Origin of the sequence: Enterobacter sp. ECC-249, assembly GCF_043965265.1 — a bacterium.
GTDB lineage: Bacteria > Pseudomonadota > Gammaproteobacteria > Enterobacterales > Enterobacteriaceae > Enterobacter > Enterobacter quasiroggenkampii.
The window spans coordinates 2,047,423-2,069,821 of record NZ_CP143660.1; the positions used below are offsets into that span (position 1 = coordinate 2,047,423).

Sequence of the window (22,399 nt, forward strand, 5' to 3'; positions counted from 1 at the left end):
ACAGAGAGCTATGCAACCGTCTCTGCTTCAACGGGTACGATTAGGCTTGCATGATTGCCTTTTGGTCCCTGGTGTACATCGAACCGGACGGACTGCCCGGCTTTGAGCGTTCTGTAACCATCCATCTGAATGGTGGAATAGTGAGCGAAGATATCCTCGCCGCCGCCTTCGGGGCAGATGAAGCCAAACCCTTTGGCGTTGTTGAACCACTTAACAGTACCCATTTCCATGCTTCGACATCCTTCGTAAATCTTATAAGTTAAGATGGAATGAACCGGTGGTGGAGTGGGGGCTGTTCAAAACCTCGCCATCTCACGCTTGTACAATTTAGAGAAACGAAAGAAGTCGTCAAGCGTTTGGCGCTGGAGATGGGACAATAATCAACCAAAGTTTGAAGCAGTTAACGCTATTGCAACAGTTTGTGACAGACATCGCGGATGACAGTAATAGATGATTGTTATCTAACATCTGAGGTAGATTCAAAGTGGTTATGCAAAATGGGTAAGACCAACGACTGGCTGGATTTTGACCAGCTGGCGGAAGACAAAGTGCGCGACGCGCTAAAACCGCCATCTATGTATAAAGTTATGTTAATGAACGATGATTACACGCCAATGGAATTTGTTATTGACGTGCTACAAAAGTTCTTTTCTTATGATGTAGAACGTGCAACGCAACTGATGCTTACCGTTCATTATCGTGGCAAAGCTATCTGCGGCATCTTCACTGCCGAAGTGGCGGAAACCAAAGTGGCGATGGTGAACGACTATGCGAGGGAGAACGAGCATCCGTTGCTGTGTACGCTGGAAAAGGCCTGATAAGGCATAAAATTGGGGGAGGTGCCTATGCTCAATCAAGAACTGGAACTCAGTTTAAACATGGCTTTCGCCAGAGCGCGTGAGCACCGACATGAGTTTATGACCGTCGAGCATTTACTGCTCGCACTGCTTAGCAACCCATCTGCCCGCGAAGCGCTGGAAGCCTGCTCCGTGGATCTGGTGGCGCTACGTCAGGAACTCGAAGCCTTCATCGAACAAACCACACCGGTGCTGCCAGCCAGTGAAGAAGAGCGCGACACGCAGCCGACGCTCAGCTTCCAGCGCGTGTTGCAGCGTGCGGTATTCCACGTCCAGTCTTCCGGACGTAGCGAAGTGACTGGCGCAAATGTTTTAGTCGCCATCTTCAGCGAGCAGGAGTCACAGGCTGCCTACCTGCTGCGCAAACACGAAGTCAGCCGCCTTGATGTGGTTAACTTTATTTCTCACGGAACGCGCAAAGACGAGCCTAACCAGGCCTCGGATTCCGGCAATCAGGTCAATAACAATGAAGAGCAAGCAGGCGGGGAGGATCGTATGGAAAACTTCACCACCAACCTTAATCAGCTTGCTCGCGTTGGCGGTATCGATCCGCTGATTGGTCGCGATAAAGAGCTGGAGCGTGCGATCCAGGTCCTGTGCCGTCGCCGCAAGAACAACCCGCTGCTGGTGGGGGAATCTGGCGTGGGTAAAACCGCGATTGCCGAAGGGCTTGCCTGGCGTATTGTGCAGGGCGACGTGCCGGAAGTGATTGCCGACTGCACCATCTACTCGCTGGATATCGGCTCGCTTCTGGCGGGCACCAAATACCGCGGTGATTTTGAAAAACGCTTCAAGGCGCTGTTAAAACAGCTGGAGCAGGACACCAACAGCATTCTGTTTATCGATGAGATCCACACCATCATCGGTGCAGGTGCGGCCTCCGGTGGCCAGGTGGATGCGGCTAACCTGATCAAACCGCTGCTCTCCAGTGGCAAGATCCGCGTGATTGGCTCCACGACCTACCAGGAGTTCAGCAACATCTTTGAGAAAGACCGTGCGCTGGCGCGCCGCTTCCAGAAAATCGACGTGACCGAACCGTCCGTCGAGGAAACGGTGCAGATTATCAACGGCCTGAAGCCGAAGTACGAAGCGCACCACGACGTGCGTTACACCGCGAAAGCGGTTCGTGCGGCGGTGGAGCTGGCGGTGAAATACATCAACGACCGTCACTTGCCGGATAAGGCTATTGACGTGATTGATGAGGCAGGGGCGCGTGCGCGCCTGATGCCGGCCAGCAAGCGTAAGAAAACCGTTAACGTGGCGGATATTGAATCCGTGGTGGCCCGCATCGCGCGTATCCCTGAGAAGAGCGTTTCTCAGAGCGACCGCGACACGCTGCGCACCCTTGGTAATCGCCTGAAAATGCTGGTCTTTGGTCAGGATAAAGCCATTGAGGCCTTAACCGAAGCGATCAAGATGGCCCGCGCCGGGCTGGGGCATGACCATAAGCCTGTCGGTTCCTTCCTGTTCGCTGGCCCGACCGGCGTTGGGAAAACCGAGGTGACGGTTCAGCTCTCCAAAGCGCTGGGCATTGAGCTGCTGCGCTTTGATATGTCCGAGTATATGGAGCGTCACACCGTCAGCCGTTTGATTGGTGCGCCTCCGGGCTACGTGGGCTTTGACCAGGGCGGCCTGCTCACCGACGCGGTGATCAAGCATCCGCACGCGGTTCTGCTGCTCGATGAAATCGAGAAAGCGCACCCGGACGTGTTCAACATCCTGCTGCAGGTGATGGACAACGGGACGCTGACCGACAACAACGGGCGCAAGGCGGACTTCCGCAACGTCGTGCTGGTGATGACCACCAACGCCGGGGTGCGTGAAACCGAGCGTAAATCCATCGGCCTGATCCACCAGGATAACAGCACCGATGCGATGGAGGAGATCAAGAAGATCTTCACGCCGGAGTTCCGTAACCGTCTGGACAACATTATCTGGTTCGATCACCTGTCTACCGAGGTGATCCATCAGGTAGTTGATAAGTTCATCGTCGAGCTGCAGGTTCAGCTGGATCAGAAAGGCGTGTCGCTGGAAGTAAGCCAGGAGGCCCGCAACTGGCTGGCAGAGAAAGGCTACGACCGTGCGATGGGCGCCCGTCCGATGGCGCGTGTGATTCAGGACAACCTGAAGAAACCGCTGGCGAACGAGCTGCTGTTTGGCTCGCTGGTGGACGGCGGCCAGGTGACCGTGGCGCTGGACCAGGCGAAGAACGAACTGACGTACGATTTCCAGAGTGCAGCGAAGCACAAGCCGGAAGCGGCTCACTAAGTGAGTTGAACGTTAATGTTAAAACCGGGCATTTGCCCGGTTTTTTTATGCCTGCTTTTCTCCCTCTCCCTGTGGGAGAGGGACGGGGTGAGGGCAAAGCAGAACAGCCGTGACAAAAAGCGTGGCTACTGATGTCGTTGCGCTCGAAGCGCAGAAGCGGTAATTAACATTACTTTCTAAGTGTGGAACGAGGCGTCGGAGTGTTCGCCGTTTATCTGTTGGTTATAAATACAGCCAAGACCCACTAAATGCTGGCTCACTACCCGCGCCCCATAGTTTTGACACTGTAATGACCATGGATGGGCTCTCAGCCAGACAGCAAATGCAGTGCAGGGTGCAAGTGTAATCAATGCGGGTTGTGCTGTACTTTGCTGTCCGGTCAGGAGCCCAATCATCTTGCAACTTTCGCCATTATCCCAGCGTTCCCACACGTTCTTCCACCATCCCATTTCCCAGCTACCAGTCAGGTAAAATGACTTGTCAGAGAACATGACGTCCTCAGCCTTTTCGGACACAAACCACAGATCGGTTTTCCCAAGACGAACCTCTGTTGACCAGGCCGTAATCGCACCGCCGCGCAAGACGCACTCATGCGCGAGATAATGATCGGTCACACCCGGAAAGCGTCGTTTTAAACGCTGGAAATGACTGTGTATGGTTATGACAGGACGGACTATGCTTCCTCGGTCGTTTCGCTTAAGTTCGGCGTTACCGTACTGAATTTCATCAAATTGACTTCGCGTTAGAAATTGTTTCTCTCGTTCCCGAATAAGATCAACATCGCTCGACGGTAATATCGCAGGAGGGCTGGCATTTGAACTTTTATAGAGCAACGAATCACCTGCCTTCCAGTCGCTATAGTTGGTTGTGATTTGCATAATTTTGCCCGAATCAGCATCAGCGCTAATCACAACATACAATTTCTGTCTCGCAGAGCGGCCCTGAAACGGTATCACCATCGTCATCGTTGACACCCTTGTTAATCCAGGGACAGAAACATGAAGATCGTGTTCGAACCCGTTAACCGCTTGCGCAAGCGCCCTTTGATTTGTCGTTTCTCCAGAGTGCACACCTTGTTCGAGCCGTGAAAGAAGGGAGATATTTTTATTCTGGCATAGAGCATTGTCATAGGGTGGAGTAAACACATAGCGGCAGGTACAACATTGAAAGCGTGGGGTTCGGGCTTTTGTATATCCATAGCGAATGACGTGAGCTGTAAAACAGCGGGGACAACCTTGTCCTGTATTCCCTAATTTTTGTTGCATGAAGTGGCTGAACCACTCGTCACATTCTTTTTTATTAAACAATGGAGGAAGACTGCCACATTTTTGACATTCAAGTGCAGCGTAGCCCAGACGATAAACAGGAACAATATAGTCACTCGCATCTGGTATTCCAAGATTAGGGCATGACCAGCTTTTACAAACATTGAGATCTATTTTCGGAGCGCATTCCATGCATGTCACCAACTGATTCTGTCAGTCGACGATTTTCACTCCCGCCTTTTTTATATGCCGTGAGAAAGTTCACAAAATCTGTTTTTCGCTAATCGATAATGAAATTCCTTCTTTAATTCGAGAGTTAAAAGATGAAAAAAACAGTAATCGCGGTTTTATTACTATCGGGATATGCTTCGCTAAGCTCTGCGCAGGATGTTACCGTCATTTATACCAATGACCTGCATGCACATGTTGAGCCCTATAAACTTCCCTATGTTGCAGAAGGTAAAAGAGCTGTCGGTGGCTTCGCAAATATTGCAACATACGTTAAGCAAGAAAAGAAAAAGAATAAAGCCACTTTTTATTTTGATGCTGGCGATTACTTTACCGGTCCGTACATTAGCAGCCTGACAAAAGGGCGGGCAATCATAGATATTATGAATACAATGTCTTTTGATGCTGCGTCTGTAGGCAATCATGAGTTCGATCATGGTTGGGATAATACGCTGATACAGCTCAGTCAGGCTAACTTCCCGATACTGTTAGGGAACGTTTTTTATAAAAATAGTAACGTCCTCTTCTGGAATAAGCCATATACCATCATCGAAAAGGATGGCGTAAAAATTGGGGTCATTGGATTGCATGGCGTGTTCGCTTTCGATGATACCGTTTCATCTTCAATGCGTCAGGGCATTGAAGCGCGTGACGAGGTGAAATATCTCCAGCGTTATCTGGATGAACTTCGCGGGAAAGTGGATGTTACCGTGGCACTCATGCATGAAGGTTTCCCAGCACGCCAGTCCAGTATCGGCAATACGGATGTGAAGCGTGCCCTTGATAAGGATATCCAGACGGCGAAGCAGGTGAAGGGGCTGGATATTCTGATTACCGGGCATGCGCATGTTGGAACAGTGGAGCCGCTCAAAGCAGGTAACACGCTGGTACTTTCGACCGACAGTGGTGGGATTGATATCGGTAAGCTGGTTCTGGATGTGGATCTAAAAACACATCACCAAAAAATAAAAAGCTTCGAACTTAAAACCCTTTATGCCGATGAATGGAAACCCGATCCGGCAACTCAGAGCGTTATTGATAGCTGGAATAAAAAACTTTCCGAGACGGTTCGCCAAAAAGTTGGAGAGACGCCTGTTACGCTTACGCGCGCCTATGGTGAATCATCTTCGCTGGGAAATTTATTTACCGATGCAATGCTTGCTGCAGCGCCTGATGCGCAGCTGGCGCTCACTAATTCAGGTGGTCTTCGCGCAGATTTGAATGCCGGTCCGATAACCCTTGGCGATGTTATTAGCGCTTTCCCGTTTCCCAATGAGCTAACTGTAATGGATTTGAAAGGGAAATCCTTACGCAATCTTATGGAACACGGTGCGTCACTTACCAATGGTGTTTTGCAGATGTCGAAAGGACTGGAAATGCGCTACGACGAACATAAACCAGTTGGGCACCGCGTTGTGCTATTTACGCTTAATGGCAAGCCGATTGTAGACACTGATATCTATCGCGTAGCGACAAATAGTTTCCTTGCCCCGGGTGGCGATGGCTTTACTGCATTTATCGATGGTCAGAACAAACAGGTAAAAGGTGGGTATAACCTTTCTGATGCGGTTATTGATTATCTTGTGAAAGGAAACAAGATCATTCCCCAACAGGTGAATGAGATGCGAGTAAAAGAAGTTAAACAGTAATAGCTAACAAAAGGTGAATAAAATGGAAAATACCTATCTTGGAATGGAGCTCGCGCCTGCGAATAACCAGCTTGCGGTATATCTGAAGTTTATGATTAATGAGGCGGTAACATATTCCTATACGGTTCTGGGAAGATTAACTAGCGAATCAAGCTTAGATTTTACGTATTCTTCAAATGACATTATCTCTTTATCTGAGATAAAAATTCCGGTTATTGGACTGTACGCGAATTATCTCAATCAAGTACAGGTTGTTTTTAAAAACCTTAGCGGAGTGGAAGTTTTCAATCAAACCATTCTGGTGAGCACACAGGAACAAGTCTATCGTGATGCGACAATTTTCCATATCGATATTGAGAAAACGGATCCCGCTAACTTTGCGGCCGTATGGGGAAACAGTTGGTTAATGACCACCAATTGTGATGGTTACGACCAAAACGGCGATCTTCGCTGCTATTACGCCCAGCCCTATCGTAATCAAATGTTAAAAACGCATAATGGCTATTTCTATATCGGCAGTGATGAAGATGAACACTGGTATGGTCGACGCTTTTTTAAAATCGATATTTTAGGCAATGAGATTCTGGAATTTGATTTACGCGACCGCGATGGTAACCGCTATGCTAACACCCACGATCTGATCTGGGATTCAGCCGGTAATCTCTTCATGATTGGTAATGATAACCCGGACCGTTCGACCAACACGATGAGACAGGACGCATCGATTTTAAAATTTGATGAAAAGACAGGCGTGATGCTTTGGGCAAAAAATTATACGCGTGCATTTGATAATACGCAGATCCTGAATAATAGCCCGACAAACGATGCTCACCTTAACTCGCTTTCCTGGATCCCAGCGGGTGAGGCAAATGCTGAAGCGATTGTTGTCCATACTCGTTCTGCAGGCCTGACGTTTGGTATTTCTCCTGCCGATGGTAAGATATTATGGAGTATTAATACCGGGGGATTTAACAGTAATTTCGCTGCAGGGCAGGGCGTTACGCAGATAGATACTTCCGGTATTGAGAATTTTGAAAATGGCGCTCATACCGTATTCGTTACGAAAAATAGCGCTTTTGCTGGGTTAAGCAATGGGACTGAAGGAAAATTTGTTCTTTCGCTGTTTGATAACCGCTCCTGCGTCGATAATGTAGGCAATGCAGTTACTCGAGATATTACCCTTGATTCAACGGCTGATTCTTACAAAACAGATCCTGCGAGAGTCATGTTCTATGCTGTTGATCTCGTCAACAAAACAGCAACCCAGGCAGGTAGCATTATCCAGTTACCTTCCGATCGTGTTCCTCAAATTACTGATTTTATGGGGGCAGCAATAGATTATGGTGACTACTATGGCATCTACACCAACCACGCACGCTCTTTCTTTATCAGCGATGCGACAGGCCATATCATTGCCACAATCTACGATCTGATTTGCTCGCTGGATGGCTATCCAGATTTCCCTGGCGAATGCTACAGGGCAAGGTTGTTTGCAAAAGACGAGCTTGATGCTTTGATAAATATAGGTTATCAGGTAGCAAACGGCTGATAGCATAGCGAAACACAGCCTATAAAAGGGCATTGCTGCTGCTAATTCGTCCCACCCTTTCTCTCTGCACTGTCGAACAGACAGCCCTGGCGCAGAAACGAACAGCCAGATGATTGTTCAAATAATCGCCAGCAGCGCAAAAAAGTAAGGCCGGGAAAATCCCGGCCTTATTTAATATTCATCTGCCATTACAGGCGAAAACAATTAGCGACTACGGAAGACAATGCGGCCTTTGCTCAGGTCGTACGGGGTCAGTTCAACAGTCACTTTGTCGCCCGTCAAAATGCGGATGTAGTTTTTGCGCATTTTACCGGAGATGTGCGCAGTTACCACGTGACCGTTTTCCAGCTCTACGCGAAACATGGTATTAGGCAACGTATCAAGTACGGTACCCTGCATTTCAATATTGTCTTCTTTGGCCATCTAATCCTCTGGGGTATCACTACCAAGTTTTGAACCGGCAAGATAATGCCGAAATTCATCAATTAAGTAAAGAATTGCGCGATTAAAACGCAGCAAAACAGTTTCGGCGCATTGCCCAAGCGTCACGGTACAACCGAACAGGAAGCGCATTCGTAAAGGGGAGACGACAGGATAAACGTCAGGACGTTATCTGAAGCGAGGGTCCCAAACGGCGGCGGGGCAACAGGCAGAAGCTACTCTGCGGCGTAATTATAACACCCTCACAAAAAATATGCGGAAAACATTTAGGCATTGGGCATAAAGAGCGTTCTCGGTATCCAGAAGTCGCGCGGGAGCTTCTCCTGGCGGCTGACGTCCAGATGCTCGATGTACTGGCGTCGCGGGATTTCAACAGCACCCAGGGAGGCCGTGTGCTCGTTGAGCACCTGACAATCGATCAGGCGTCCGCCGCGCTGGGCAAACGCCTCGCAGAAGACCAGCAGCGCCGTTTTCGAGGCGTTAACCGCACGAGAGAACATCGACTCGCCGCAGAACAGGGTCCCTTGCGCCACGCCGTACATGCCGCCGACGAGCGCTCCGCCTTCCCACACCTCAATGGAGTGGGCGTAGCCAAGCTCATGAAGCTGGTGGTAGGCGGTAATAATATCGCGGGTTATCCATGTCCCCTCATAGCGGTCTTCTGCACAGCCTTCAATGACCTGACCAAAGGCGTGGTTGAGGGTGACTCGGTACGGTGATTTCGCATGGAAACGCTTCATGCTGCGGCTCAGGTGAAACTGCGCTGGCCAAAGCACGGCACGCGGATCGGGGGACCACCATAAAATCGGGTCGCCGGGAGAAAACCAAGGAAATATACCGCGCTGGTACGCCATTAAAAGCCGCGCGGGACTGAGGTCACCGCCAAGGGCCAGCAGCCCGTTGGGCTCACGCAGCGCCCCTTCCGGAGAAGGGAACGCGATGTTATGACGAGAAAGCTGGACCAGGCGCATGACAGCAAAACTCCAGTACGCGAGTGAGGACGCTACAAATATAGTCTACAGACGCTGTTTAAACTGGTAGTAGCGACCCTGTTTCGCCAACAGCTCTGCGTGACTACCTTGCTCAATAATGTGTCCGTTGTCCATCACAATTATCCGATCAAAACTCGCAAGGCCGCGCAGGCGGTGCGTGACCATCAGCACGGTTTTGCCGGTCATAACATTCGCCAGTAAATCAAGGATTTGGCTCTCGGTTGTTGCATCCAGCCCTTCGGTGGGTTCGTCGAGCAGCATCAGCGGCGCATCGTGCAGCAGCGCGCGCGCGATTGCCAGACGGCGCAGTTCACCGCCGGAGAGTTGACGGCCGCCTTCGCCCAGCCAGCTGTTCAACCCCTCGTCCTCAAGCAGCTTTTGCAAACCTACCTGCTCCAGCACGGCGCGAAGCGCATCATCAGAGGCCTCTGGCGCGGCCAGCAGCAGGTTATCGCGCAGCGTGGCGCTAAACAGATGCACGCGCTGCGGAACGACGCTCACGGTCTTGCGTAGGGCCTGCTCGCTGAAATCAGTCAGCAACGTATTATTAAAACGGATCTGGCCGCGCTGCGGATCCCAGGCGCGGGTCAGCAGCTGAAGCAGCGTCGATTTACCGCAGCCGGTACGGCCGAGGATCGCAATTCGCTGACCGGCATTAACAGAAAGGGTAATACCGTCCAGCGCGTTCTGCGCCTGTTTGTCGTAGGCGAAAGTGACATCTTCCAGCGTCAGTGCAACCTGCTCTGGTACCACGGTCTGCCCGGCACTGAACGTGACTTCAGGTTTCTGCTCGGCAATCTGGGTGATGCGCAGGGCAGAAGCGATGACCTGTCCCAGATGCTGGAAGGCGCCCGTCACCGGGGCCAGCGCTTCAAACGCGGCCAGCGCACAGAAGACGAAAAGGGCAATAAGAGGACCCGGCTGTGAATTCCCCCCGACATCGCCGGAAGCTAGCCACAGCATGGCAATCACTGCCACGCCGCCGATTAACATCATCAGCGCCTGAGAAAATGCCGTCAGCTCCGACTGGCGGCGCTGGGCCTCATGCCAGTTCAGCTCCGTACTTTCCATCCGAGCGCGGTAGCGCTTGCTGGCACCAAAAATGGTTAGCTCCGCCTGCCCCTGAAGCCAGGAGGTTAGCTGCTGGCGGTAGTCCCCGCGCAGGCGCGTCAGTTTTTCCCCGGTGGATTTCCCGGCGCGGTAAAACAGCGGCGGCAAAATGATAAGCGTCAGCAGCATGATCCCGCCCAGCGTCAGCGCAACGGGAACATCCAGAACAGACAGTCCCAGCGTGACCACCACAATCACTACAAACGCGCCCACGATCGGGGAAATCACGCGCAGGTAAAGGTGATCCAGCGTGTCGACATCCGCCACGACGCGGTTAAGCAACTCGCCCTGACGAAAACGCGCCAGCCCGGCAGGGGAGAGGGGCAGCAGTTTACTGAAGGTGTAGATACGCAGGTGCTGCAGCACGCGGAAAGTGGCGTCGTGGCTGACCAGCCGTTCGAAATAGCGTCCGGCGGTACGGGTGATGGCGGTACCGCGAACCCCGGCAGCCGGGAGCATATAGTTGAAGCTGTATAAACCGGCAAAGCCCGCGACGGCCGAGGCCGACAGGAACCAGCCGGAAAGCGTGAGCAGGCCGATGCTGGCGAGCAGCGTGACAATAGCCAGCACAATCCCCAGCGTCAGCATCCATTTGTGACGTTTGTAGAGCGCAAGATAAGGCAGCAGAGCACGCATCAGATGTCCTCCTGACGGTTCGCCAGCAGGGCGGCAAACGGTCCCTGCGCGGCAACGAGAGAGGCGTAATCGCCTTGCTCAACAATACGGCCGTTCTCCATAACCCAGATCTGGTCCCAGTCGGCAATGCCTTCCAGCTGGTGGGTGACCATCAGAGTGGTTTGCTGCCGGGAGGCGGCGTTGAGGGCCTCCATTACGCGCTTTTCGCTATGGGCATCCAGGCTGGCGGCGGGCTCATCCAGCAGCATCAACTGGCATGGGTTAAGCAGCGCGCGGGCAACCGCCACACGCTGCGCCTGCCCGACCGACAGACCGGCGGACTGGTCACCGACAACGGTATCCACCCCTTGCGGCAGCAGCGGCAGAAACTCGCTGACCCATGCGCGGTCGAGAACCGATTGCAGTTCATCTTCGCGCGCGTCCGGGCGCGCCAGAAGCACATTTTCGCGCAGCGTAGCGGCGGGAAGCTGCGGGTTTTGGCCTACCCAGCTGAGCTGTTTACGCCAGGCGTCAGGGTCGAGGTTGCGCAGTTCGGTTTTGTTGATCCGCAGCGAACCCGTGTAGGCCATAAAACCGGATAGCGCATTCAGCAGAGAACTTTTCCCGGAACCGCTGATGCCGACAAGGACCACGCGTTGCCCGGCAGGTAAGGTAAAGTTCAGCGGACCGGCGAGCACTTTGCCTTCGGGCGACAGAATGGAAAAGTCCTGCGCTTCAACGGTCACCGGATCTTTCGCATTCAGCGTTACGTCACCGCGCTCAGGGTGGGCCAGCGGCGTTTCCAGGAACGTTTTCAGGCTATCGGCGGCGCCAACCGCCTGCGCTTTGGCGTGATAGAAGGTTCCCAGATCGCGAAGCGGCTGGAAAAACTCCGGGGCCAGGATCAGCGCCAGGAAACCGGCAGAAAGAGTCACCGCCGTGCCGTAATGGCCGAAATCCAGCGCGCCGAGGTAGGAGAAGCCGAAGTAGACCGCCACGAGGGCAATCGACAGTGAGGTAAAGAATTCAAGTACGCCGGAAGACAAGAAGGCGAGGCGTAACACTTCCATGGTGCGCTGGCGGAAGTCCTGTGACGCCAGGCGAATGTTTTCGGTTTCCGCTTCACCGCGGCCAAAAATGCGTAACGTCTCCATGCCGCGCAGACGATCGAGGAAATGGCCGCTCAGGCGACCCAGTGCCAGGAAGTTACGGCGGTTGGCATCCGCTGCCCCCATCCCGACCAGCGCCATAAACAGCGGGATTAGCGGGGCGGTGCCCATCAGAATCAGCGCAGCCATCCAGTTCACCGGGAAGATGGCGATCACGATCAGCAGCGGAACGAAGACGGCAAGGGCCATCTGCGGTAAATAGCGCGCGTAGTAGTCGTGCATATCGTCAATCTGCTCAAGGATCAGCGTCGCCCAGCTACCGGCCGGTTTTCCCTGGATCCACGCGGGGCCGGCTTCCTGAAGCCTGTCGAGCACCTGACGGCGGATCTCGTAGCGGATGTGCTGTCCGGCGTGAAAACCGACGCGCTCACGCAGCCATACCACCCAGGCGCGCAGGATAAAAATCAGGATCAGGACAATAAAAGGCAGCAGGAGCGCTTCGCGCGGAATGTTCTCCATGATCATGTGATTAAGAATGCGGGCCAGCAGCCATGCCTGGGCAACAATCAACAGACCGCTGACGAAACCCAGGAGACGGGAAATCGTAAGCCAGCGGCGGGAAATAACGCTTTGCTGTTTCAGCCAGCGTGTTAACTCTTGTTGACGGGTTTTTTCCATTGCGTACTTTGCAGGTGACGTTATTAGAAATTGGGCAGCGCAATGTTACAACGGGGAGACAATAAAGGCGACTTATCGCCGCCTTTATTTACGTTTGTTACTGACTTGTAAAGATTATTTACCTTGTTCAGCCAGTCCATCGAGGTAGCGTTCAGCGTCCAGCGCGGCCATACAGCCGGTGCCCGCAGAGGTAATTGCCTGACGATAAATGTGGTCCATCACGTCGCCGGCCGCGAATACGCCCGGGATGCTGGTCTGTGTCGCATTACCGTGAATGCCAGACTGCACTTTGATGTAGCCGTTTTCCAGCTCCAGCTGACCGTCGAATATTGCGGTGTTCGGGCTGTGACCGATGGCCACAAACAGACCCGCCACTTCCAGCGTTTCGACGTTATCGGTGTTCTGGGTATCACGAATACGCAGACCGGCAACGCCCATCTGGTCGCCTGTCACCTCTTCCAGGGTACGGTTGGTATGCAGCACGATGTTGCCGCTTGCCACTTTATCCATCAGACGTTTGATCAGGATCTTCTCCGCGCGGAAGGTTTCGCGACGGTGAATCAGGTGCACTTCAGAGGCAATGTTCGCCAGGTAGAGTGCTTCTTCCACTGCGGTGTTGCCGCCGCCGATGACCGCGACTTTCTGATTGCGGTAGAAGAAACCGTCGCAGGTGGCGCAGGCAGAAACCCCGCGGCCTTTAAACGCTTCTTCAGATGGCAGGCCGAGGTAACGGGCAGAGGCGCCGGTTGCAATGATCAGCGCGTCACAGGTGTATTCACCACTGTCACCCGTCAGGCGGAATGGACGGTTCTGCAGATCGACCTTATTAATGTGGTCGAACAGAATTTCGGTTTCGAATTTGGCGGCATGCTCGTGCATACGTTCCATCAGCAGCGGCCCGGTCAGGTCGTTCGGGTCGCCTGGCCAGTTTTCCACTTCGGTGGTGGTGGTCAGCTGACCGCCTTTTTCCATACCGGTGATAAGTACCGGGTGCAGGTTAGCGCGTGCAGCATAGACCGCTGCGGTATATCCCGCAGGTCCAGAACCAAGGATTAGCAGCTTACTGTGTTTGGCCGTGCCCATGAGATCCCCATTGTTGTTGGCAGACATTTGGCTGGATTGTAGGGAATTTGTTGCCGTAAAAAAAGAGCGCAGCAATTTTGATATCAATCTGTGTAATAGCCACGGACGATGAATGAGGCGCTATAACATCACGCTTTCTCCAGAAAAGCGGTCGTTTGTAAGGCAATAAAATGAGGATTAATACCCTGCCGCAATGAATATCCGGCATGTTGTACTAAAAAACGATGTTTTGCTTTGACAATCCCCTGCGCTTTTGCGAAAACATTCAAGGAAGAAAAAAAACCGCGTTAACCGTATGCCGCATAGGCATGCACGTAAATGCCATTTTTACCGGGTCAGTGAAATCTACGCATGGCGTGGACAGACGCCATACGTGATGTCGGTGACTGCCTTCGGGCAACGGTCTTCTTACCAACAGAACCCGAATCCGCATCGCGTCTATAACATAATCAGGCGATGTGATGACTAACGGGTACAGGCTCTGAACAGTGATGTGCACAGGGTCCAGGCAGGAGTAGGGAAGGAATACAGAGAGACAATAATAATGGTAGATAGCAAGAAGCGCCCTGGCAAAGATCTCGACCGTATCGATCGTAACATTCTTAATGAATTGCAAAAGGATGGGCGTATTTCCAACGTCGAGCTTTCAAAACGTGTGGGACTTTCCCCGACGCCGTGCCTTGAGCGTGTGCGCCGACTGGAAAGACAGGGTTTTATTCAGGGCTATACGGCTCTGCTGAACCCGCATTATCTGGATGCCTCACTTCTGGTATTTGTTGAGATTACTCTGAATCGTGGTGCGCCGGATGTGTTTGAGCAATTTAACGCCGCTGTACAAAAACTTGAAGAAATTCAAGAGTGTCATCTGGTGTCCGGTGATTTCGACTACCTGTTGAAAACCCGTGTGCCAGATATGTCCGCCTACCGTAAGCTGCTGGGGGAAACCCTGCTGCGTCTGCCAGGCGTGAACGACACCCGTACCTATGTGGTGATGGAAGAGGTCAAACAGAGCAATCGTCTGGTTATTAAGACGCGCTAACACGGAACAGGTGCAAAATCAGCGTAGTTTGATTACACTCCTGTTAATCCATACAGCAACAGTGCCGGGGAGTCCCGGCGCTGTTGTCCGTTTTAGCAAAAAGGCAGGATATGCCTGATACCTGGAGAGCCTTTTTTGAGCCAGGAATACACTGAAGACAAAGAAGTCACACTATCGAAGCTAAGCAGCGGACGTCGTCTCCTCGAGGCTTTGCTGATTGTTATTGCCCTTTTTGCCGTCTGGCTGATGGCAGCCTTACTCAGTTTCAACCCCTCAGATCCCAGCTGGTCACAAACTGCATGGCATGAGCCTATCCATAATTTAGGCGGTGTCCCAGGTGCCTGGCTTGCGGACACGCTGTTCTTCATTTTCGGTGTGATGGCCTACACCCTTCCCGTCATTATCATTGGCGGATGCTGGTTTGCGTGGCGTCATCGTCAGAACGATGATTACATCGACTATTTCGCCGTATCGCTGCGCCTGATTGGCGCGCTGGCGCTGATCCTCACCTCGTGCGGGCTGGCGGCAATCAATGCGGATGATATCTGGTACTTCGCCTCTGGCGGGGTGATCGGCAGCTTACTCAGTTCTGCGCTGCAGCCTATGCTGCACAGCAGCGGGGGCACGCTGGCGCTGCTGTGCATTTGGGCGGCCGGGCTAACGCTGTTTACCGGCTGGTCCTGGGTGAGCATTGCCGAGAAGATTGGTAGTTTTATCCTCACTATTCTGACCTTCGCCAGCAACCGTACCCGCCGTGACGATACGTGGGTTGATGAAGACGAGTACGAAGAAGAAGAGGAAGATAACGCACCTGTGCAGCATCGCGAGTCTCGTCGTGCGCGTATTCTACGCGGCGCGCTGGCGCGTCGTCAGCGTGTTGCTGAGAAATTTGCCAACCCCCTGGGCCGTAAAACCGATGCGGCGCTCTTCTCCGGTAAACGCATGGATGAAGACGAGCAGGTGGCGTATCGTGCTGCGGGGGTCGCAGTCGATCCTGACGATGTGCTCTTCTCCGGCAGCCGGGCCACGCCGGGTGACTTCGACGAATACGATCCGCTGTTAAATGGCCACTCGGTTACCGAGCCGGTTGCGGCAGCCGCAGCCGCGACGACCGCTGCGCAGGCGTATGCCGCGCCTGTCGATGCCGTGATGCCATCCGCGCCGGTTTCGCCGCCGGAATCCGTTATTCAGCAGCCTCAGGTTGACTGGCAAACTGCGCCAGGCGTTCACACGCCGGAGCCGGTTATCGCGCCTGAACCAGAAAGCTACATCCCTGTGCAGCAGGAGCAGTGGCAGCAGCCTTATCAGCCGCCGCAGCCTGCATATGAGCCGCAAGATTATCCGCACTATGAACAGCCTGTGGCCCAACCTTATCAGGAGTATGCCCCTGAACCGGTTGAACCCGTGCAGCCTTATGTAGAGCCACAGCCTGAACCTGAAATCGTGGAAGAGGTAAAACCCTCTCGTCCACCAATGTATTATTTCGAGGAAGTCGAAGAGCGTCGTGCGCGTGAACGCGAGCAGCTGGCGGCCTGGTATCAGCCTGTGCCTGAACCGGTGCAGGAGCCAATTGCGAAAGCGCCTTCTGTTTCCGTTCCACCGGTCGACCCGACACCTGCTACTGCACCCGTAGCGGAAAGCGTGAAGCAGGCTACCGCGGCCGCTGCCGTGGCTGCACCTGTCTTTAGCCTGGCAACCGGAGGGACGCCACGTCCTCAGGTGAAGGAGGGGATTGGTCCGCAACTGCCTCGCCCTAACCGCGTTCGCGTACCAACCCGCCGTGAACTTGCCTCTTATGGTATCAAGCTGCCTTCCCAGCGTATGGCCGAAGAAAAAGTGCGCGAGCCTGAGTACGAAGATGACGCCGATGAAATGCAGCAGGACGAGCTGGCCCGTCAGTTCGCCGCGCAGCAGAATCAACGCTACGGTGAAGAATATCAGCACGATGAACCGCTGCTGGAAGACGAAGATGACGCAGCAGAAGCGGAATTAGCGCGCCAGTTTGCCGCCACCCAGCAGCAGCGCTATTCAGGTGAACAACCGGCTGGTGCAAATCCGTTCTCGCTGTCTGATTTTGAATTCTCGCCCATGAAGGATCTGGTGGATGATGGCCCGAGCGAGCCTTTATTTACCCCGAGCGTGATGCCGGAAGCAGAGCCTGTGCGCCAGCAGCCAGCACCACAGGGCTACGCGCAGCCGCATCAGCCTGTTCAGCAGCCGTATGCGCAACCGCAGCAGCCACCACAGCCGCCGCAGTTCCAGCAGCCTGCGCCTCAGCCGCAGGAGAGCCTGATTCACCCGCTGCTGATGCGCAACGGTGACAGCCGTCCGCTGCAGCGTCCAAGCACGCCGCTGCCGTCTCTGGATCTGTTAACGCCGCCGCCGTCAGAAGTGGAACCGGTTGATACCTTCGCTCTGGAGCAGATGGCGCGTCTGGTCGAAGCCCGTCTGGCTGACTTCCGCATCAAGGCGGACGTGGTGAACTACTCACCGGGTCCGGTGATCACCCGTTTTGAACTGAACCTGGCGCCGGGCGTTAAAGCGGCGCGTATTTCTAACCTGTCCCGCGACCTGGCGCGTTCTCTCTCGACCGTTGCGGTACGTGTGGTGGAAGTGATTCCGGGCAAACCTTACGTTGGCCTTGAGCTGCCGAACAAGAAACGTCAGACCGTCTACCTGCGTGAAGTGCTGGATAACACCAAGTTCCGCGATAACCCATCTCCGCTGACCGTGGTGCTGGGTAAAGATATCGCGGGCGATCCGGTCGTGGCAGACCTCGCAAAAATGCCTCACCTGCTGGTCGCGGGTACTACCGGTTCCGGTAAGTCTGTCGGGGTGAACGCCATGATCCTCAGCATGCTGTATAAAGCGCAGCCGGAAGATGTGCGTTTCATCATGATCGACCCGAAAATGCTCGAACTGTCGGTCTACGAAGGCATCCCGCATCTGCTGACCGAAGTTGTGACCGACATGAAAGACGCCGCCAACGCCCTGCGCTGGAGCGTCAATGAGATGGAACGCCGCTACAAGCTGATGTCTGCGCTGGGCGTGCGTAACCTGGCCGGTTATAACGAGAAAATCGCCCAGGCGGTACGCATGGGACGTCCGATACCGGATCCTTACTGGAAGCCAGGTGATAGCATGGATGCCCAGCATCCGGTGCTGGAAAAACTGCCTTATATCGTCGTGCTGGTTGATGAATTCGCCGACCTGATGATGACCGTCGGTAAGAAAGTGGAAGAGTTGATTGCCCGTCTGGCGCAGAAAGCGCGTGCGGCCGGTATTCACCTTGTGCTTGCGACCCAGCGTCCTTCCGTGGACGTTATCACTGGTCTTATCAAAGCGAACATTCCGACGCGTATCGCGTTTACCGTATCAAGTAAAATTGACTCCCGTACCATTCTTGATCAGGGCGGCGCAGAGTCGCTGTTGGGTATGGGTGACATGCTCTATTCCGGCCCGAACTCCACCTCTCCGGTGCGTGTCCACGGTGCGTTCGTCCGCGATGAGGAAGTTCATGCCGTCGTGCAGGACTGGAAAGCGCGCGGTCGTCCGCAATACGTTGACGGTATTACCAGCGACACGGAAAGCGAAGGCGGTGGCGGTGGCTTCGACGGCGGCGAAGAACTGGATCCGTTATTCGATCAGGCGGTTAACTTCGTTACCGAAAAACGCAAAGCGTCCATCTCTGGCGTGCAGCGTCAGTTCCGCATCGGCTATAACCGCGCGGCGCGCATCATCGAGCAGATGGAAGCGCAGGGCATTGTGAGCGAGCAGGGCCATAACGGTAACCGCGAGGTGCTGGCACCGCCGCCGTTTGATTAACCTTCAGCGATTGCAAAGAAGGGTAAATCAGCCAAAATTAAGCATTTTCTTCTGTCGCCTGCCTCCGGGCAGGTCCAGAATAGAAGACGGAAACCCCATACCGGGAAGACGTATTTTAAGGAATAACAATGAAAAAAATCGCCATCGCCTGTGCATTACTCACCAGTTTTGTCGCCAGCAGCGTCTGGGCTGATGCAGCCAGCGACCTTAAAAGCCGACTGGATAAAGTAAGCAGCTTCCACGCAAGCTTCACGCAAAAAGTGACTGACGGCAGCGGCAACGCGGTGCAGGAAGGCCAGGGAGATTTATGGGTAAAACGCCCAAATCTGTTCAACTGGCATATGACCCAGCCGGATGAGAGCATCCTGGTATCTGACGGTAAAACCTTATGGTTCTTCAACCCGTTCGTTGAGCAGGCTACAGCGACCTGGCTGAAGGATGCCACCAGCAATACGCCGTTTATGCTGATTGCCCGTAACCAGGCCAGCGACTGGCAGCAGTACAATATTAAACAGACGGGTGACGAGTTTGTCCTGACGCCGAAAGGCAGCAACGGCAACCTGAAGCAGTTCACCATTAACGTAAGCACCAACGGTACCATTAATCAGTTCGGCGCGGTTGAGCAGGACGATCAGCGCAGCAGCTACCAGCTCAAGTCTCAGCAGAACGGCGCCGTTGATGCATCGAAATTCACCTTTACCCCGCCGCAGGGCGTAACGGTGGATGACCAACGTAATAAGTAAGAGGCGTGAGTGGGCAATCTGTCGCTCGATTTTTCAGATAACGCGTTTCAACCTCTGGCCGCTCGTATGCGGCCAGAAAATTTAGCGCAGTACATCGGCCAGCAACACCTGCTGGCTGCCGGTAAGCCATTGCCGCGCGCCATTGAGGCCGGGCAACTCCATTCGATGATCCTCTGGGGACCCCCTGGCACCGGCAAGACCACGCTTGCAGAAGTGATCGCCCGCTATGCCAACGCGGACGTCGAACGCATCTCGGCGGTCACCTCCGGCGTGAAAGAGATCCGTGAGGCGATCGAGCGTGCGCGGCAGAACCGCAATGCCGGGCGGCGCACCATCCTCTTCGTGGACGAAGTCCACCGCTTTAACAAGAGCCAGCAGGATGCCTTTCTGCCGCATATTGAAGACGGCACGATCTTCTTCATCGGCGCGACCACCGAAAACCCGTCCTTCGAACTGAACTCGGCGCTGCTGTCCCGTGCGCGCGTTTACCTGCTCAAATCGCTGACCACCGAGGATATCGAAAAGGTTCTCAGCCAGGCGATGGACGACAAAGCGCGCGGCTACGGCGGGCAGGATATCGTTCTGCCTGACGACACGCGTCGTGCGATTGCCGAGCTGGTCAACGGCGATGCGCGTCGGGCGCTGAATACGCTGGAAATGATGGCCGATATGGCCGAAGTCGACGATGCCGGGAAGCGGGTGCTGAAGCAGGAGTTGCTCACCGAAATTGCCGGGGAACGCAGCGCGCGCTTCGATAACAAAGGCGATCGTTTTTACGACCTTATCTCGGCGCTGCATAAGTCCGTGCGCGGCAGCGCGCCGGATGCGGCGCTTTACTGGTACGCGCGCATTATCACTGCGGGCGGCGATCCGTTATACGTCGCGCGCCGCTGTCTGGCGATTGCCTCAGAAGATGTCGGCAATGCCGATCCTCGCGCTATGCAGGTCGCGCTTTCGGCCTGGGACTGCTTCACCCGCGTTGGACCCGCGGAGGGCGAACGAGCTATTGCGCAGGCGATTGTCTATCTGGCCTGTGCGCCGAAAAGCAATGCCGTCTATACCGCCTTCAAAGCGGCGATGTCCGACGCGCGCGAACGACCGGACTACGATGTGCCGGTTCATCTGCGTAACGCGCCGACCAAACTGATGAAAGAGATGGGTTACGGGCAGGAGTACCGCTACGCTCACGACGAACCCAATGCCTACGCTGCCGGGGAGGAATATTTCCCACAGGAGATGGCACAAACGCGCTATTATCACCCCACAAACAGAGGTCTTGAAGGCAAGATTGGTGAAAAGCTCACCTGGCTCGCCGGACAGGATCAAAATAGCCCTATAAAACGCTACCGTTAGTTCAATCGTTGCGGTAATGTTGGCAATGTATACCCGTTATACTTCAAGTTGCATGTGCGTTGGCTGCGCTCGCTCACCCCAGTCACATAGTTTTCTATGCTCCTGGGGATTCGCTCGCTTGCCGCCTTCCTGCAACTCGAATTATTTAGGGTATAACCTTGTGGCCGCAGGCTGTGGTCACATTTTCCTATTTTAATTCGATAAGCACAGGATAAGCATGCTCGATCCCAATCTGCTGCGTAATGAGCCAGACGCAGTCGCTGAAAAACTGGCACGCCGGGGCTTTAAGCTGGATGTAGATAAGCTGCGCGCTCTTGAAGAGCGTCGTAAAGTACTGCAGGTACAAACTGAAAATCTGCAGGCAGAGCGTAACTCTCGATCGAAATCCATCGGCCAGGCGAAAGCGCGCGGGGAAGATATTGAGCCATTACGCCTGGAAGTGAACAAGCTGGGTGAAGAACTGGATCAGGCGAAAGCTGAGCTGGACGTTCTTCAGGCCGAGATTCGTGATATTGCCCTGGCTATCCCGAATATTCCTGACGACAGCGTGCCTGTCGGCAAAGATGAAAACGACAACGTTGAAGTGAAACGCTGGGGTACGCCTCGTGAGTTTGACTTCGAAGTGCGCGATCACGTAACGCTGGGCGAAATGCACGCGGGCCTGGACTTTGCGGCAGCGGTTAAGCTGACCGGTTCTCGCTTCGTGGTGATGAAAGGCCAGATTGCTCATCTGCACCGCGCGCTGGCGCAGTTCATGCTGGATCTGCACACCGAGCAGCATGGCTATAGCGAAACCTACGTGCCGTATCTGGTCAACCACGATACGCTGTACGGTACGGGCCAGCTGCCGAAATTTGCCGGCGATCTGTTCCATACCCGTCCGCTGGACGAAGAAGCGGACAGTAGCAACTACGCGCTGATCCCAACCGCGGAAGTGCCGCTGACTAACCTCGTGCGTGATGAGATCATCGACGAAGACGATCTGCCGATCAAACTGACGGCGCACTCTCCGTGCTTCCGTTCTGAAGCAGGATCTTACGGTCGCGACACGCGCGGTCTGATCCGTATGCACCAGTTCGACAAAGTTGAGATGGTGCAGATCGTCCGTCCTGAAGAGTCCATGGACGCGCTGGAAGAGATGACCGGCCACGCTGAGAAAGTGCTGGAGCTGCTGGGTCTGCCGTACCGTCGTATGGCCCTGTGTACCGGTGATATGGGCTTTGGCGCCTGCAAAACCTTCGATCTGGAAGTGTGGGTGCCTGCGCAGAACACCTACCGTGAAATCTCCTCCTGCTCTAACGTCTGGGATTTCCAGGCTCGCCGCATGCAGGCACGCTGCCGCAGCAAATCTGACAAGAAAACCCGTCTGGTGCATACCCTGAACGGTTCTGGTCTGGCTGTGGGCCGTACCCTGGTTGCCGTGCTGGAAAACTACCAGCAGGCAGACGGTCGTATTGAGATCCCTGAAGTGCTGCGTCCATACATGAAGGGCCAGCAGTACATCGGCTAATAATTTGTCTTAAAACAAAAAAGCGCCTCAGGGCGCTTTTTTTATGCCTTTGATTTGATACGACGCAATAACCCCTCCCTCTAAA

The 22,399-nt window shown here is 54.0% G+C and carries 16 protein-coding genes; 9 read left to right on the top strand and 7 right to left on the bottom strand.

The window, feature by feature from the left end:
• Positions 1 to 8: 8 nt before the first annotated feature.
• The gene (cspD, locus tag V1587_RS09755; protein ID WP_006809408.1) at positions 9 to 230 is read right to left on the bottom strand and encodes a cold shock-like protein CspD; all 222 of its coding nucleotides are present in this window, start codon (positions 228 to 230) and stop codon (positions 9 to 11) included.
• 267 nt (positions 231 to 497) lie between these two features.
• Here cspD and clpS point away from each other — a divergent pair, with 267 nt between their 5' ends.
• Together clpS and clpA are read left to right on the top strand one after the other, a co-directional pair.
• Positions 498 to 818, top strand: coding sequence for an ATP-dependent Clp protease adapter ClpS (gene clpS / locus V1587_RS09760; protein WP_006174393.1), 321 nt, complete (start codon positions 498 to 500; stop codon positions 816 to 818).
• A gap of 27 nt (positions 819 to 845) precedes the next feature.
• Positions 846 to 3,125 carry an ATP-dependent Clp protease ATP-binding subunit ClpA gene (clpA, locus tag V1587_RS09765; protein WP_181594696.1) on the top strand — a complete coding sequence of 760 codons (2,280 nt, stop codon included), beginning with the start codon at positions 846 to 848 and terminating at the stop codon, positions 3,123 to 3,125.
• 176 nt (positions 3,126 to 3,301) lie between these two features.
• Here clpA and V1587_RS09770 read toward each other — a convergent pair whose 3' ends face one another.
• The gene (locus tag V1587_RS09770; protein WP_371898429.1) at positions 3,302 to 4,582 is read right to left on the bottom strand and encodes a hypothetical protein; all 1,281 of its coding nucleotides are present in this window, start codon (positions 4,580 to 4,582) and stop codon (positions 3,302 to 3,304) included.
• A 131-nt stretch (positions 4,583 to 4,713) separates the two neighbouring features.
• Between V1587_RS09770 and V1587_RS09775 the strand changes: the two genes are divergently transcribed.
• Positions 4,714 to 6,267 carry a bifunctional UDP-sugar hydrolase/5'-nucleotidase gene (locus V1587_RS09775; protein ID WP_371898428.1) on the top strand — a complete coding sequence of 518 codons (1,554 nt, stop codon included), beginning with the start codon at positions 4,714 to 4,716 and terminating at the stop codon, positions 6,265 to 6,267.
• A gap of 22 nt (positions 6,268 to 6,289) precedes the next feature.
• Positions 6,290 to 7,816, top strand: a complete 1,527-nt coding sequence (locus V1587_RS09780) for an aryl-sulfate sulfotransferase (protein WP_371898427.1) — start codon at positions 6,290 to 6,292, stop codon at positions 7,814 to 7,816.
• Between the two features lie 204 nt (positions 7,817 to 8,020).
• On the opposite strand, the gene infA is transcribed toward V1587_RS09780, so the two are convergent.
• The 5 genes from infA to trxB all read right to left on the bottom strand — a co-directional run bounded on the left by infA (position 8,021) and on the right by trxB (position 13,844).
• Positions 8,021 to 8,239 (bottom strand): translation initiation factor IF-1, encoded by a 219-nt coding sequence (gene infA / locus V1587_RS09785; RefSeq protein ID WP_002211347.1) that lies wholly within the window; start codon positions 8,237 to 8,239, stop codon positions 8,021 to 8,023.
• A gap of 284 nt (positions 8,240 to 8,523) precedes the next feature.
• Complete coding sequence (aat, locus tag V1587_RS09790; RefSeq protein ID WP_371898426.1) at positions 8,524 to 9,228, bottom strand: leucyl/phenylalanyl-tRNA--protein transferase; 705 nt, start codon at positions 9,226 to 9,228, stop codon at positions 8,524 to 8,526.
• A 45-nt stretch (positions 9,229 to 9,273) separates the two neighbouring features.
• Entirely contained in the window at positions 9,274 to 10,995 is a 1,722-nt protein-coding gene (cydC, locus tag V1587_RS09795) for a cysteine/glutathione ABC transporter ATP-binding protein/permease CydC (protein ID WP_371898425.1), read from the bottom strand.
• Positions 10,995 to 12,761 (bottom strand): cysteine/glutathione ABC transporter permease/ATP-binding protein CydD, encoded by a 1,767-nt coding sequence (gene cydD / locus V1587_RS09800; RefSeq protein WP_371898424.1) that lies wholly within the window; start codon positions 12,759 to 12,761, stop codon positions 10,995 to 10,997. The genes cydC and cydD overlap by 1 nt, the downstream gene beginning before the upstream one ends.
• A gap of 114 nt (positions 12,762 to 12,875) precedes the next feature.
• Positions 12,876 to 13,844 carry a thioredoxin-disulfide reductase gene (trxB, locus tag V1587_RS09805; RefSeq protein WP_032638969.1) on the bottom strand — a complete coding sequence of 323 codons (969 nt, stop codon included), beginning with the start codon at positions 13,842 to 13,844 and terminating at the stop codon, positions 12,876 to 12,878.
• A gap of 544 nt (positions 13,845 to 14,388) precedes the next feature.
• Here trxB and lrp point away from each other — a divergent pair.
• The 5 genes from lrp to serS all read left to right on the top strand — a co-directional run bounded on the left by lrp (position 14,389) and on the right by serS (position 22,314).
• Positions 14,389 to 14,883 (top strand): leucine-responsive transcriptional regulator Lrp, encoded by a 495-nt coding sequence (gene lrp, locus V1587_RS09810; RefSeq protein WP_000228469.1) that lies wholly within the window; start codon positions 14,389 to 14,391, stop codon positions 14,881 to 14,883.
• 135 nt (positions 14,884 to 15,018) lie between these two features.
• A complete protein-coding gene (locus tag V1587_RS09815) occupies positions 15,019 to 18,708 on the top strand; it encodes a DNA translocase FtsK 4TM domain-containing protein (RefSeq protein ID WP_371898423.1) in 3,690 nt (1,229 codons plus the stop codon).
• 128 nt (positions 18,709 to 18,836) lie between these two features.
• Positions 18,837 to 19,451: an outer membrane lipoprotein chaperone LolA gene (gene lolA, locus V1587_RS09820; RefSeq protein WP_032639238.1), complete on the top strand. Its 615-nt coding sequence runs from the start codon at positions 18,837 to 18,839 to the stop codon at positions 19,449 to 19,451.
• A 9-nt stretch (positions 19,452 to 19,460) separates the two neighbouring features.
• Positions 19,461 to 20,804: a replication-associated recombination protein RarA gene (gene rarA, locus V1587_RS09825; RefSeq protein ID WP_395314576.1), complete on the top strand. Its 1,344-nt coding sequence runs from the start codon at positions 19,461 to 19,463 to the stop codon at positions 20,802 to 20,804.
• A gap of 217 nt (positions 20,805 to 21,021) precedes the next feature.
• Positions 21,022 to 22,314 (top strand): serine--tRNA ligase, encoded by a 1,293-nt coding sequence (gene serS / locus V1587_RS09830; RefSeq protein WP_008499983.1) that lies wholly within the window; start codon positions 21,022 to 21,024, stop codon positions 22,312 to 22,314.
• The last annotated feature ends 85 nt before the right edge of the window (positions 22,315 to 22,399 follow it).